12 protein-coding genes are annotated in these 12,495 nt (G+C 74.3%); 5 read left to right on the top strand and 7 right to left on the bottom strand.

The window, feature by feature from the left end:
* Positions 1-63 precede the first annotated feature (63 nt).
* Both GA0070564_RS24540 and GA0070564_RS24535 read left to right on the top strand, forming a co-directional pair.
* The gene (locus GA0070564_RS24540) at positions 64-930 is read left to right on the top strand and encodes a serine hydrolase (protein ID WP_091613528.1); all 867 of its coding nucleotides are present in this window, start codon (positions 64-66) and stop codon (positions 928-930) included.
* Between the two features lie 262 nt (positions 931-1,192).
* Positions 1,193-3,433 carry a cellulose binding domain-containing protein gene (locus GA0070564_RS24535; RefSeq protein ID WP_091613525.1) on the top strand — a complete coding sequence of 747 codons (2,241 nt, stop codon included), beginning with the start codon at positions 1,193-1,195 and terminating at the stop codon, positions 3,431-3,433.
* Positions 3,434-3,518: 85 nt separating this feature from the next.
* Here GA0070564_RS24535 and GA0070564_RS24530 read toward each other — a convergent pair whose 3' ends face one another.
* Positions 3,519-4,316 (bottom strand): tyrosine-protein phosphatase, encoded by a 798-nt coding sequence (locus GA0070564_RS24530; protein ID WP_091613521.1) that lies wholly within the window; start codon positions 4,314-4,316, stop codon positions 3,519-3,521.
* Positions 4,317-4,360: 44 nt separating this feature from the next.
* On the opposite strand from GA0070564_RS24530, the gene GA0070564_RS24525 reads away from it, so the two are divergent.
* Together GA0070564_RS24525 and GA0070564_RS24520 are read left to right on the top strand one after the other, a co-directional pair.
* Positions 4,361-5,458 carry a mandelate racemase/muconate lactonizing enzyme family protein gene (locus GA0070564_RS24525; protein ID WP_091613698.1) on the top strand — a complete coding sequence of 366 codons (1,098 nt, stop codon included), beginning with the start codon at positions 4,361-4,363 and terminating at the stop codon, positions 5,456-5,458.
* 57 nt (positions 5,459-5,515) lie between these two features.
* A complete protein-coding gene (locus GA0070564_RS24520; protein ID WP_091613695.1) occupies positions 5,516-6,418 on the top strand; it encodes a C40 family peptidase in 903 nt (300 codons plus the stop codon).
* 72 nt (positions 6,419-6,490) lie between these two features.
* Here the strand turns inward: GA0070564_RS24520 and GA0070564_RS24515 are convergent, their stop codons facing one another.
* The 3 genes from GA0070564_RS24515 to pnuC form a co-directional block, all read right to left on the bottom strand.
* A complete protein-coding gene (locus GA0070564_RS24515) occupies positions 6,491-7,489 on the bottom strand; it encodes a TerC family protein (protein ID WP_091613517.1) in 999 nt (332 codons plus the stop codon).
* 341 nt (positions 7,490-7,830) lie between these two features.
* Positions 7,831-8,916 (bottom strand): AAA family ATPase, encoded by a 1,086-nt coding sequence (locus GA0070564_RS24510; RefSeq protein ID WP_245670204.1) that lies wholly within the window; start codon positions 8,914-8,916, stop codon positions 7,831-7,833.
* Complete coding sequence (gene pnuC, locus GA0070564_RS24505; RefSeq protein ID WP_091613513.1) at positions 8,913-9,569, bottom strand: nicotinamide riboside transporter PnuC; 657 nt, start codon at positions 9,567-9,569, stop codon at positions 8,913-8,915. The genes GA0070564_RS24510 and pnuC overlap by 4 nt, the downstream gene beginning before the upstream one ends.
* A gap of 107 nt (positions 9,570-9,676) precedes the next feature.
* Between pnuC and GA0070564_RS24500 the strand changes: the two genes are divergently transcribed.
* Positions 9,677-9,970: an antibiotic biosynthesis monooxygenase family protein gene (locus GA0070564_RS24500; protein ID WP_088972267.1), complete on the top strand. Its 294-nt coding sequence runs from the start codon at positions 9,677-9,679 to the stop codon at positions 9,968-9,970.
* 232 nt (positions 9,971-10,202) lie between these two features.
* On the opposite strand, the gene GA0070564_RS24495 is transcribed toward GA0070564_RS24500, so the two are convergent.
* From GA0070564_RS24495 to GA0070564_RS24485, 3 genes are all read right to left on the bottom strand, one after another.
* On the bottom strand, positions 10,203-11,114 hold the full coding sequence (locus tag GA0070564_RS24495; RefSeq protein ID WP_091613510.1) for a DUF5753 domain-containing protein: 912 nt from the start codon (positions 11,112-11,114) through the stop codon (positions 10,203-10,205).
* Between the two features lie 110 nt (positions 11,115-11,224).
* Positions 11,225-11,593, bottom strand: a complete 369-nt coding sequence (locus GA0070564_RS24490) for a VOC family protein (RefSeq protein WP_091613506.1) — start codon at positions 11,591-11,593, stop codon at positions 11,225-11,227.
* A gap of 24 nt (positions 11,594-11,617) precedes the next feature.
* The gene (locus tag GA0070564_RS24485) at positions 11,618-12,478 is read right to left on the bottom strand and encodes a helix-turn-helix domain-containing protein (RefSeq protein ID WP_091613501.1); all 861 of its coding nucleotides are present in this window, start codon (positions 12,476-12,478) and stop codon (positions 11,618-11,620) included.
* Positions 12,479-12,495: the final 17 nt, after the last annotated feature.

The raw sequence follows: 12,495 nt of genomic DNA, 5'->3' as shown, positions 1-12,495 counted from the left end.
GGACCGCCTCCACGGCGGCCCGGGCTCCGTCGTACCGGCCGCGGGTGGGTTACCGTTCCGGACATGATCTGGGCGGAACTCGACGCGCACCTGGACAAGGTCCCCGGCACCGTCTCGGCGTACGTGGGTCGTCCCGGCGCCCCGCCCGCCTGGACCCGACTGCCCGACGCCACCCACTACGCGGCCAGCACCATGAAGGTGGCCGTGCTGGTCGCCCTGCACCGCGCCGCCGAGGCCGGCCGGCTGGACCTGGACACCCCGATCCCGGTGGTCAACGAGTTCGACTCGGCCCTGCCCGGCGCGCCCCGCTTCGGCTGCGACCGCGACTACGACAACGACGAGGCGGTCTGGGAGCGGGTCGGCGGCACCGCCCCGCCGCGCTGGCTCGCCGAGCGCATGATCGTCCGGTCCAGCAACCTCGCCACCAACATCGTGCTGGGCCTGGTCGGCCTGCCGGCGGTGGCGCAGGCATGGACGCTCGGCGGGGCCCGGCACAGCGCCACCGGCCGGGGCATCGAGGACTTCGCCGCCCGGGAGGCCGGCATCACCAACCCGGTCACCGCCGCCGACCTCGCCGCCCTGCTCGGCGCGGTGGCGCTGGGTGCGCATCGGCCCGGCCCGCTGGCCTCGCCGGCCGGCTGCGCGGCCATGCTCGACGTGCTCTGCGCCCAGGAGTTCCGCGAGGACATCGCCTCCGGGCTGCCCGAGGGCACCCGGATCGCGCACAAGAACGGTTGGGTACGCGGGGTCCGGCACGGCGCCGGCGTGGTCTTCCCGGACGACGCCCCGCCCTACGTCATCGTCGTCTGCACCACCACCGACCTGGCCGACGGCGGCCCGAGCGGTGACGAGGTGGAGGACGACGCCTGCCGGCTGATCGCGGACGTCTCGGCCCGGGTCTGGGCGGCCCGGCACGACCTGCCGGGCTGAACGCGCCGAGCCCTCACGTTCCGTGCAGGGATTGACTACTTAACCGGTTCATACCTAGCATCGGTGTCGCCGTCGCGCCGTGAGCCGGTGGACGACGGCCGCGCGGCGCCCGGGCAGCTCCGCGCACCCCAGAGAGCTGAGAGTCTTTCGGCTCTGCCGGGCGAGCGCGGCCCCGCGTCGGCACCGCCGCCACGCGGGCCAGCTCGCCTTAACCGATTCAGCGCTGCGCTCCGTCGCCGCGCACCCGCGAGGAGAACCCCCGATGCCACTCCACGCCCGGTCCCGCCCACTCGCCGTCGCCTGCGCCACCGCCCTGGTGGCGGGCGCCCTCGTCGCGCTCCCCGCCGCACACGCCGCCACCGGCGGCTGCACCGTCACCTACCGACCCACCAACGACTGGGGCGGCGGCGCCACCGTCGAGGTCACCGTCACCAACCACGGCACCACCCTCACCGGCTGGACCCTCGGCTGGACCTTCCCCGGCAACCAGCAGGTCACCTCCGGCTGGAACGGCACCTACCAGCAGTCCGGCGCCGCGGTCACCGTCCGCAACGCCGACTGGAACGCCACCGTCGCCGAGGGCGCCTCGGTCGGCACCGGCTTCAGCCTCACCTACAGCGGCGGCAACCCGGCACCCACCGCGTTCACCCTCAACGGCGCGCCCTGCACCGGCCCCACCACCAGCACCCCGCCGGCCAGCCCCACCCCCACGCCGACGGTCGACCCCACCGTCAGCCCGACCCCGACCCCGACCGGCGACCCCACCCCCACCGACCCGCCCGGGATCGGCCGGGTGACCCGCCAGGGCACCCGACTCCTGCTCGACGGCGCACCGTTCCGCTTCGGCGGGGTCAACCTCAGCTGGCTCGGCCTCGACGAGAACGTCGGCGGCATCGCCTACCCGAGCACCTTCCGCATCGACGACGGCCTGGACACCGCCAAGGCGATGGGCGCCACCGTCGTCCGCTCGCACACCCTGGGCATCTCCACCGCCCACCCGCTGACCCTGGAGCCGAAGCTCGGCCAGTTCAACGACCAGGCCTTCGCCACCATCGACCACGCCGTCGCCGCCGCCCGCTCCCGCGGCCTGCACCTCGTCGTGCCGCTGACCGACAACTGGCACTGGTACCACGGCGGACGGCACGACTTCACCGACTGGCTCGGCCTGCCCGAGGACGCCTTCTACACCGACCCCCGGGCGATCGCCGCGTTCGAGACCTACATCGACCACCTGCTCAACCACGTCAACCCGTACACCGGCACCGCCTTCAAGGACGAACCGGCCGTCCTGGCCTGGGAGCTGGGCAACGAACTGACCGGCGTGAACACCACCTGGATCCGGACCATCTCCGCGCACCTCAAGCAACTCTCCCCCCGCACCCTGGTCGCCTCGCACTGGAGCGGCCAGGAGTACGGCGTGGACGAGGTCGACATCGTCGACGCCCACTACTACCCGTTCAACTCCGCCGACCAGATCCGCAACGACGCCCGCGACATCACCTCGCACGGCAAGGTCTACCTGGCCGGCGAGTACGGCTCCACCGACGTCACCAGCGCCAAGCTCGACCCGCTCACCGGCGACGGCAACGTCACCGGGGCGCTGTTCTGGCAGATCTTCCCGCACCGCGACGACTTCGGGTACGTGCAGCACAACGACGGCTACACCCTGCACTATCCCGGCGACGACGCCACGATGCGCGGTCGCGCCGACGCCATCCGCCGCTTCCAGTACGCGATGAGCGGCCGGGCCGTACCCCCCGTGCCGGCGCCCGGCGCCCCCCGGCTGACCACCGCCCAGCGCACCGGCGGCGGGGTCGCGCTGGCCTGGCGCGGCTCCACCACCGCCGCCCGTTACACCGTCCGCCGCTCCACCACCGGGGCGGACGGACCATGGACCACCATCTGCGACCGGTGCGCCTCCGACAACGACACCCCCTGGACCGACACCACCGCACCCGGCACCGCCGCCTGGTACCAGGTCACCGGATACACCGCCGACGGCGTCGGTGGGCCCGCCTCCGCCGCGTTGAAGATCGGCGAGGGCACCTCCATCGGCACCACCCTGTACGACTTCGAGTCCGGCGTCGACGGTTGGAGCGGCACCGGAGTCGCCGGTGGACCGTGGGCGGTCACCGACTGGGCCACCTCCGGCCGGCAGTCCGTCAAGGCCGACCTGACCCTCGGGGCGCGCACGGCGTACCTGGCCCGCACCGGCGCGCTGAACCTCTCCGGCCGCGGCAGCCTGCGCCTGTCGGCCAAGCTCGCCGCCTGGGGCAACGCCGGCGGCGGCGTCCAGGTCAAGGTGTACGTCAAGACCGGCCCGTCGTGGGCCTGGCACGACGGCGGCCCGCAGCCCCTCACCACCGCCGGGTCGACGCTGACCCTGGACCTGACCGGCCTGGCCGACCTCGGCGACGTCCGGGAGGTCGGCGTCCAGGTGGTCTCCCCCGCCGACAGTAGCGGCGGCTCCGCCGTCTACGTCGACAACGTCACGGTCGCCTGAGGCCGCGGGCCGGCGACGGCACACCGCCGCCGGCCCGCCCGTCGGGTCGCCCCGGAGTCCGGGCCCGGGGCGACCCGCGACCGGTTCAGTCCAGCAGGTTCTCCCGCAGCGCCGCCACCGTCGCGGCGTCCACCCTCAACCCGTCACGCAGGTACGCCTCGAACGAGCCGTGCACCCGCCGCACCTCGTCGTACGCCGCGTCCAGGTACTCCGGGCGCACCTCCAGCACCGGGCGCACCGTCTCCGGGTCCAGCCCCGGGTGCCGCCGCCCCAACGCCTGCAGCAGCACCTCCCGCAGGCTGGCCGTCAACTCGTTGTTGCGCAGGTAGTCCGCCCGCACCACCGCCTCGTCCACGCCGAGGGCGGTCAGCAGCACCACGGCCAGCCAACCGGTGCGGTCCTTGCCCGCCGAGCAGTGGAACACCAGGGGTAGGTTCCCCGGCTCCGCCGCCAGCCGGACCGCCGCCCCGAAACCCGCCCGGGCCGAGGTCCCGGTGACGAACCAGCGGTAGATCGCCGCCATCGCCGCCGGCGTTCCCTGCGCGGCCAACTCGTCGTACGCGGCCAGGTCGTGTCCGAGCAGCACCGCCGAGACGTACGTGAAGACCGGGTGGGCCGGGTCGTGCACCGGCAGGTGCACCAACCGGGGCTCGCCGACCAGCCGGTCCGGCGGGGCGACGTCGATCTCGGAGGCGTCCCGCAGGTCCACCACGCAGGCCGCGTCCAGCTTGCCCAGCACCGGCAGGTCCTCGTCGGTGAGCCGGCCCAGCGCGGGCGTCCGGATCAACCGGCCGGCCCGCACCCGCCGCCCGCCGGCGCCCACCAGGCCGCCGAGGTCCCGCGCGTTCGGCGCGCCCACCAGTTCCCAGTCCCGTACGGTCATCGACGCTCTCCTGTCCCGGCTGCCCTGCGTATAGGGTGCCCGACATGACGATCGCCGCGGTACGCACCCACCGGCTTTCCGCCCCCTTGCACACCCCGTTCGTCACCGCGCTGCGCCGGGCCACCACCGTGGAGACCCTGGTCGTCGAGGTGACCGACGACGAGGGACGCTCCGGCTTCGGGGAGGCGCCGCAGGTGTGGCAGGTCACCGGCTCCTCGGTCACCGGGGCCCAGGCCTGCGTGCAGGACGTGCTCGGCCCGTCGATCGCCGGTCGGGACGCCGACGACCTGGTCTCCCGCTGCACCGAGGTGGCCCGGGCGGTGGCCGGCAACGAGTCCGCCAAGGCGGCGGTCGACGTCGCCCTGCACGACCTGGCCGCGCGGCGGCTCGGCGTACCCCTGGTGCGGCTGCTGGGTGGCACCACCATGCGGGTGCCCACGGACGTCACCCTGGCCGCCGGTGACCCGGCGGAGCTGGCGGCGGCCGGCCGGCAACGCCGCACCGAGGGTTTCTCGGTGCTCAAGCTGAAGGTGGGCACGGACGCCGCGGGCGACCTGGAGCGGGTCCGCGCCGTGCGGACCGCCGTCGGCCCGGGGGTGCGGATCCGGCTGGACGCCAACCAGGGCTGGACGCCCCGTGAGGCGGTCCGGGTGATCAACGGCATCGCCGACGCCGGGCTCGACGTCGAGCTGGTCGAGCAGCCGGTGGCCCGCTGGGACCTGGACGGGCTGGCGTGGGTCAGCGACCGGGTGTCCGTGCCGATCCTCGCCGACGAGTCGGTCTTCGGGGTGCGGGACCTGGTCGAGGTGATCCGCCGCCGGGCCGCCGACCTGGTCAACGTGAAGCTGGCCAAGTGCGGCGGGCTGCACCCGGCCCGGACCCTGCTCGACCTGGCCGCGGCGCACGGGATCGGCACCCTGGTCGGTTCGATGATGGAGAGCCAGATCGGGGTCGGGGCGGCGGCGAGCCTGGTCGCCGCGTACGGCACCACGGTCGTCTCCGACCTGGACGCCGCCTGGTGGCTGGCCTGGTCGCCGGTGCACGGCGGCATCCGGTACGACGGCGCCACGGTCCTGCTGCCGGACGCGCCGGGGCTCGGGGTCACCGGCATCATTGAAGCAAAGCTGCAACGCCGTGGTTGAAGCCTGGCGCTTTCTTTCATAGGGTCGCCACGGGGACGACGTGAGCGGGAGGTGCGCGTGGAGCTGCGAGCGGGCCGGGAGGCCCTCGTCCGGGTGGCGGCGGCCACCCTGTGGACCGCACCCGAGGCGGTCCGCCCGATCGACCGTCCCGCCCTCGCGGCACGCACCGACATCCCCGCCTGGATCGCCGGGATGGACGCCGAGCAGCGCGTCGGCGACTGCGTGCTCAGCCAGCTGCTCCTCGGCGAGCGGGTGCTGGTCACCGAGCTGCGCCCCGACGGCTGGGCCCGGGTGGTCGCCGTCGAGCAGCCCGCCCCCGAGCAGGACCGGCGGGGCTATCCGGGCTGGCTGCCCGCCACCCAGCTCACCGCGACGCCGCAGCAGGCCGACCGGTCACCCCGGTGCACCGTCGCCGCGCTCGCCACCGACCTGCTTGAGGACGCCCACGGGTCGGTGGCCCTCGCCGGGACCACCCTGGGCACCCGGCTGCTCCCGGCCGGGCCGCCCGTGGCCGGCCGGCTGCCGCTGCACACCCCCGGCCACGCCGACCCCCTCTGGGCCGCCGAGGCCGACGTGGTGCCGCTGCCCGACGGGCACCCGGACCCGTCCGACCCGCTGACGGTCGCCCGTCGGCTGCGCGACGTCCCGTACGTCTGGGGCGGCCTCACCCCGCACGGCATCGACTGCTCCGGCCTGGTGCACCTGGCCTGGCGCCGGCACGGTGTCGTCCTGCCCCGCGACGCGTACGACCAGGCGCAGGCCACCACCCCGGTACGCCTCGGCGAGGAGCGCCCCGGCGACCTGTACTTCTTCGCCCGGCCGGGCCGGCGCATCCACCACGTCGGCATCGTCACCGGCGAGCGGCGGATGCTGCACGCCTGCTACCGCCAGCGCCGGGTGGTGGAGGAGGCGCTCCCGGCCGACCGGCTGGCCACCCTGGTCGGCGCCGCCCGGGTCTGACCCCGTCCAGCGCGTACCCGAAAGGGCGCCCCGGCCACGCCGGGACGCCCTCGCACGGTTACCGGGCCGCTGTCAGCGGCGCGCCTCGGCCAGCTCCCGGCGGCGGTCCCGGGCGGACTTGGCCAGGCTGGCCACGGTGGCGATCAGCAGGGTGCCGAGGATGATCAGCAGCGAGAGCCAGATCGGGATGTGCGGCGCCCAGCCGACGTGCTCCCCGCCGTTGATGAACGGCAGGTTGTTGTCGGCCAGCGCCTCCAGCACCAGCTTCACCCCGATGAAGCCGAGCACCACCGCGAGGCCATAGCTGAGGTAGATCAGCCGGTCGAGCAGCCCGCCGAGCAGGAAGTAGAGCTGGCGCAGGCCCATCAACGCGAAGACGTTCGCGGTGAAGACGAGGTACGGCTCCTGGGTGATCCCGAAGATCGCCGGGATCGAGTCGAGCGCGAAGATCAGGTCGGTGGTGCCGATCGCGATCATGACGATCAGCATCGGGGTGAAGAGCCGCTTCCCCGCCTCGTGCGTGGTCAGCTTCGCGCCGTCGAAGCTCTTCGACAGCGGCAGCGCCTTGCGGCTCCATCGGATCAGCAGGTTCTCGGTGAACTCGTCCTCGTCCGGCTCGCCCTGCCGGGCCAGGTTCACCGCGGTGTAGATGAGGAACGCGCCGAAGATGTAGAAGACCCAGGAGAACTGCGAGATCAGGGCGGCGCCGGCGGCGATGAAGCCGCCGCGCATCACCAGCGCCAGCACGATGCCGATGAGCAGCACCTTCTGCTGGTACTGCCGGGGCACCGCGAACCGGGCCATGATGATCACGAAGACGAAGAGGTTGTCCACCGAGAGGCTGTACTCGGTGAGCCAGCCGGTGTAGAACTGGCCGGCGACGCTACCGTCGTAGAAGAGCCACAGCCCGGCGCCGAAGAGCAGGGCCAGGCCGACGTAGAAGCCGACCCAGAGGCTCGACTCGCGCACGCTCGGCTCGTGGGGCCGGCGCCCGATGATCAACAGGTCGACGACCAGGACCGCTGTCAGTGCGACGAGGGTTCCCGCCCACACCATTCCGGACACGTTCAATCCATTCCTCCGGCAGACACGCGGCGTCGGGCACGACGGTACGCCGAGTGACGGCACGGCGTGCGGCGACGCTGACTCTGGTGACTGTCGGAGGTCTCTTCCGCCAGCGGCCCGAGGTGGGCCGCTGACCGGCGGAGCCGGGTCGGGTGCCGGGGTTGGCGGTCGACCGTGCTGACGACTCCGTCGCGGGGGAATACTCCCCTCCTTGGCCGCCATTGTTCACCATCGCGGGTTGCCGGCGCATCTCCAGGTGCCTCGATTGCTGTCAGTGTCACGTCCGGGCACACACCGCGTAGGGCATCCTAGGAGGCTAGGTGCCGGTCGTGCGCCGGAGGGCGCCGTCAGGCCGGCGGGAGCAGCGGGTCCGCCAGCGACCAGCCGGCGGCCAGCAGCGCGTCGCAGGCCTCGACCGCCCGGGCCAGCCGCCGCGGGTGCGGCCCGGCCAACTCCACCACCGGCACCCCGCTCGCCGCCAACTCCTCGCGGAACCGCCCGGTCATCCAGGCCCGCAGGTGCTCGCCGTCGCGCAACCCGTCGTCGTCGAACGGCACCCCGGCATGGTCGGTCAGCAGATAGAGGTCCGGCCGCCGCGCGGCCGCCCGCACCTGCGCGGACGAGGAGCCGAGATACCGCTCCTCCCAGACCGCGGTGGCCCGGGCGTCGGTGTCGCAGAACAGCAGCGGCCCGCCTGCGCGGGCGGCGGCGTCCTCGGCGGCCTGCTGGGCCCGGACCACCTCCCGGAAGTCGGCCCGGTCCCAGGTCACGTCGAAGACGGTCGCCGCCGGCCGGTCCGCGCGCAGCTCCGCCAGCTTGCGGGCGGTCAGCTCGCGGCCGTACTCCGGCACCCAGGTGCTCCGGTAGTGGGCCGCCAGCGCCCGGGCCATCGTGGTGGTGCCGGTCGACTCCGCCCCGACCACCACCACCCGGCGGACGAACCAGGCCCGCACCGGCGGGCTCAGCCGGCGCCAGTGCGCCACCGGGTCCGCCCGCACCGCGGTGCCCGAGACCGGCACGGTCCGCCGGTCCGGATCCACAGCCACGGGTACGGCGTCGAAGCGCCGGGCCAGCTCCGGCCCGTACGCCTCGGAGGAGAAGACGGCGTCCACCGGGTCCGGCCCCACCGCCTCCCGGAACACCGCGCAATGCGCGTCCCACGCCGCCGGGTCGGCGTAGTCGACCGGGTGGTCGTCGTACCGGCCCACCACCCGGACCCAGGGGGTGTGCGCGTGCGCCTCGCGCAACCAGTCCACCCGCGGCGCCAGCGGGATCGACTCCCGCCGGGAGGGCGCCACCACCACGGTGACCGCCGCGCAGCGGGCGGCGGCGGCCTCGATCAGGGCGTGGTGACCGGCGTGCGGCGGATAGAACTTGCCGACCACCAGGCCGTGCCGGAACTCCGGCCGGCGTCCTGCGGGCCGACCGGTCACGCCGCGGCCGGGGCCGGGCCGGGCGGCACCGGGGTGGGGTCGCGGTCGGCCGAAAGCAGATCCGCCCGCCACGCGCGCAGGCCCAGCACGCAGAGCCCGAGGAAGACCAGGTAGAGCCCGCCGGTGAGCCAGAGCCCCTTGTACGCGTAGAGCGGGATGTAGATCAGGTCGGCGGCGATCCACAGCCACCAGCTCTCCACCAGCTTGCGGGTCTGCCCGTAGGTGGCCAGCAGGGACAGTGCGGTGGTGAGCGCGTCGGCCAGCGGCACGGCGGAGTCGGTGGCCCGGTCCAGCAGCGCCCAGAGACCGGCGGTGAGCAGCACCCCGACGCTCGCCAGGCCCAGCCACCCGCCGCGCCCGGTCCGGCTGACCGTCAGCCGGCCGCGCCGCTCGCCGCCGAAGATCCAGTGGTACCAGCCGTAGCCGCCCAGCGCCACGTAGACCAGTTGCAGGCCGGCGTCGGCGTACAGGCCGGCGGTCCAGAAGAGCACCATCAGCAGTAGCACGTTGGCGATGCCGAGGGCCCAGTTCGCGATGTGCTGGCGGGCGACCAGCCACACGTTGAGCACACCGGTGGCGAAGCCCAGCAGCTCCGCCCAGGTGGTCGCCACCCCGGCGACGGCGAACGCCTCCGTGGTCAACCAGTCCAGCACGACCGTCCCTCCCCCGTGATCCGCGCGCCCACCCTAGATCCACCCGCGGCGGGGGAACAATCCCCCCGGGACGCACCGGGATCGACCGGACGTGCGAGGCTTCGGACATGGTGCTTGAAGTCGCGCTCATCGACGTGCTCCCCGGCCACGAGGACGCTTTCGCCGCCGCGTACCGGGAGGCGCACGCGATCGTCTCCGCCGCCGAGGGCTGCCGCTCGGTGCGGATGACCCGCGGGGTGGAGACCCCGACCCGGTTCGTGCTGCTGATCGAGTGGGACTCGGTGGAGGCGCACGACGTCAACTTCCGGCAGACCGAGGCGTTCGGCCGGTGGCGGGCACTGATCGGCCCGCACTTCGCCGGCCCGCCCGTGGTCGAACACTTCGTGGACGTGCCGGCCTGACCCGCGCGGATCTGTCGTACCCGTCGGTTAGCGTCCCGTCACGCGCGGGCCACCGTCCCCGACGGTCAACGGGGGCGCCGGGTCCGGTGGCCCGCGCGTGCCCGATGCCGGGCGCCGGCTCTCGCCAGCCGTGCGGGGCGCCGGCTCTCGCCGGCCGTGCCGGGCGCCGGCTCTCGCCGGCCGTGCGGGGCGCCGGCTCTCGCCGGCCGTGCCGGGCGCACCGCGCGGCCGGTCAGCGACCGGCGTCGGCAGCGCCGACCGGGCGGCCACCGTTGCCGACCGCCGGGCCCTCCGCCCGCCCGGCCAACAGGGCGACGCTCTCCTCGGCCGACAACGCCGCCGCCAGCAGCAGCTCGGCGACCCGCTCGTAGCGACTCACGTCGTGCTCGGCGACCAGCCGCAGGTCCGTGGTGAGCGCCTCCACCATCACGGTGCGCGGGTCCGCCGGGTCCGGGAACGAGTAGCAGGTGAACGGGGTCAGCGGGTGCAGGCCGCCGGGCGCGCCGGCGACCCGGGGCAGCACCCGCAGCCGCACGTTCGGCCGGCCGGCCAGGGTCACCAGGTGACGCAGCTGCTCGCGCCACACCTCGTCCGGGGCACCGGCCGGATCACAGGCCCGCTCGTCCAGCAGGGCTGTGTACGCCGGAGGTTCCGCACCCCAGAGCACGTCCTGGCGGGCCAGCCGGGCCCGCACGTCGGCCTCCACGTCCACCTCCGGATGCAGCAGCCGGCCCGCGGTCACCCGGAGCCGGGCGTACGCCGGGGTCTGGAGCAGGCCCGGCACGAGCGCGGGATGGTAGTCCAGGATGGTCGCCGCCCCCGCCTCCAGCTCGGCGTACGTCCGCTGCCGCTCCCCCATCTCACCGAGCGACTTCCACCAGCCTCGGCTGGTGGCCGCGTCCCGGGCGATGACGATCAACGCGGCCCGCTGCTCGTCGCCGACCTCGTAGACGTCCAGCAGGTCCAGCACGTCGGCCAGGTCGGGCCGGCTCTGCCCCAGCTCGATGCGGGACAGCTTCGATGTGGACGCCCAGCCGAGTCGGGCGCACACCTGCTCCAGGGTGAGCGACTCACGTCGGCGCAGCCGGCGCAGCTCTGCGCCGAGCCGGGCACGTCGAATCACCGGACTCGTTGACAACGGCATCCTGGCCTCCCCAGGTACGGAGAGTACGCAGGACGATCACCCACGGCAATACCTTGCTCGCACACCGCTACCGGTCGCGGCCGGTGGCCGCGACCGGCAGGACGACCGGCTCAGGGCCGGTAGGTGCCGAACGACCAGACGTTGCCGGCCAGGTCCCGGGCCGCGTAGTCACGGGACCCGTAATCGGTGTCGAAGGGCGCTTGGACGATCTCCGCCCCGGCGGCCCGGGCCCGCTCGTGGTGGGCGTCGAGGTCGTCGACCGCCACGTAGACGACGTGGTCGTCGTCCGCCGGACGCCCCCGGGAGTCCCGTCCCGGACCGATCATGATCATGGCATCGTCGAGGGCCAGCACGGCGTGCGTGACGGATCCGTCGGATCCCTCGTACATCTTGTGGACGCGCAGGCCGAAGGCGGCACAGAGCCAGTCGGCGGCGGCGCGGGCGTCGGGGTACCGGAAGACCGGGTAGATGTCTGGCATGGGACCAGGATGCCGCCCGGCAGGTCAGCCGGTATTGGACGAATGTGATCCGGACCGGAACAGCGCCCCCGGAGTGGCGCCGGCGAACTCGCGGAACTCCCGGATCAGATGGGACTGGTCGTAGTACCCGAAGCGCGCCGCCAGATCCGCCCAGCCACCGGCCGGGCCGGTCGCCGGGACGACCGGGGTGGGGCCCGAGCCGCCGGCCGGACCCGCGGCCAGCACCGCGTACGCCCGATGGAAGCGCGCCAGCCGGACGACGGTCCTCGGCGGCAGGCCGAACTCCCGGTGGAACCGCACCGCCAGGTGCCGGCGACTCCAGCCCAGCTCGTCGGCGACCGTGGCGACGGCCACCCCGGCGCCCCCGTGCGCCAGCCGCTGCCAGGCCCGGCGCAGCCGCGGGTCGGTGCCGGCGGTCTCCACGAGCCGGCTGGTCAGGGCGGCGTCCAGCAGGGCGAACCGCCCGGGCCACCGCCGTTCCTCGGCCAGCCGCTGCCGCAGCCGGTCGAGCCACCGGTCGGGCAGCTGCTCCAGCGGCACCGCCCGGTTGGCCACCTCCCCGAGGGGAAAGCCGAGCAGCCGACGCGCCGTCAACGGCTCCAGCAGCAGCTGCACGCCGGCGCCCACGCCCACCGTCGACGTGGTGCAGTAGCCGTCGAACGGGCCGGCCAGGAAGGAGGCCACCCCGTACGCGCCCCGGTCAGCGGCCCGCCCGTCGACCACGTCCAGCGGCGCACCCCAGCCGATCACCAGCACCACGAACGCGCCGGCCACCTCGGTACGGACCAGCGGCACCGGCGCCGCCTCCCGGTAGCCCAGGTAACGGTCGACGAACGGACGCAACCGGGGCGCAGGGCGCCCGACCACGAACTCGGTGCCGGTCATCCCACTCCCCCGGGCCG

The organism is Micromonospora mirobrigensis, assembly GCF_900091555.1.
Classification (GTDB): domain Bacteria; phylum Actinomycetota; class Actinomycetes; order Mycobacteriales; family Micromonosporaceae; genus Micromonospora; species Micromonospora mirobrigensis.
Note: the sequence above shows the minus strand (reverse complement) of the source record. Positions and strands in the feature narration are given on the sequence as shown.

What these genes read in the sequence shown, in the direction of transcription:
- GA0070564_RS24525 (WP_091613698.1), top strand. Translation starts at nt 4,361, where the DNA reads ATGACGATCGCCGCGGTACGCACCCACCGGCTTTCCGCCCCCTTGCAC.
- GA0070564_RS24490 (WP_091613506.1), bottom strand. Translation starts at nt 11,593, where the DNA reads ATGCCAGACATCTACCCGGTCTTCCGGTACCCCGACGCCCGCGCCGCC.
- GA0070564_RS24485 (WP_091613501.1), bottom strand. Translation starts at nt 12,478, where the DNA reads ATGACCGGCACCGAGTTCGTGGTCGGGCGCCCTGCGCCCCGGTTGCGT.
- GA0070564_RS24540 (WP_091613528.1), top strand. Translation starts at nt 64, where the DNA reads ATGATCTGGGCGGAACTCGACGCGCACCTGGACAAGGTCCCCGGCACC.
- GA0070564_RS24500 (WP_088972267.1), top strand. Translation starts at nt 9,677, where the DNA reads ATGGTGCTTGAAGTCGCGCTCATCGACGTGCTCCCCGGCCACGAGGAC.
- GA0070564_RS24495 (WP_091613510.1), bottom strand. Translation starts at nt 11,114, where the DNA reads ATGCCGTTGTCAACGAGTCCGGTGATTCGACGTGCCCGGCTCGGCGCA.
- GA0070564_RS24535 (WP_091613525.1), top strand. Translation starts at nt 1,193, where the DNA reads ATGCCACTCCACGCCCGGTCCCGCCCACTCGCCGTCGCCTGCGCCACC.
- GA0070564_RS24530 (WP_091613521.1), bottom strand. Translation starts at nt 4,316, where the DNA reads ATGACCGTACGGGACTGGGAACTGGTGGGCGCGCCGAACGCGCGGGAC.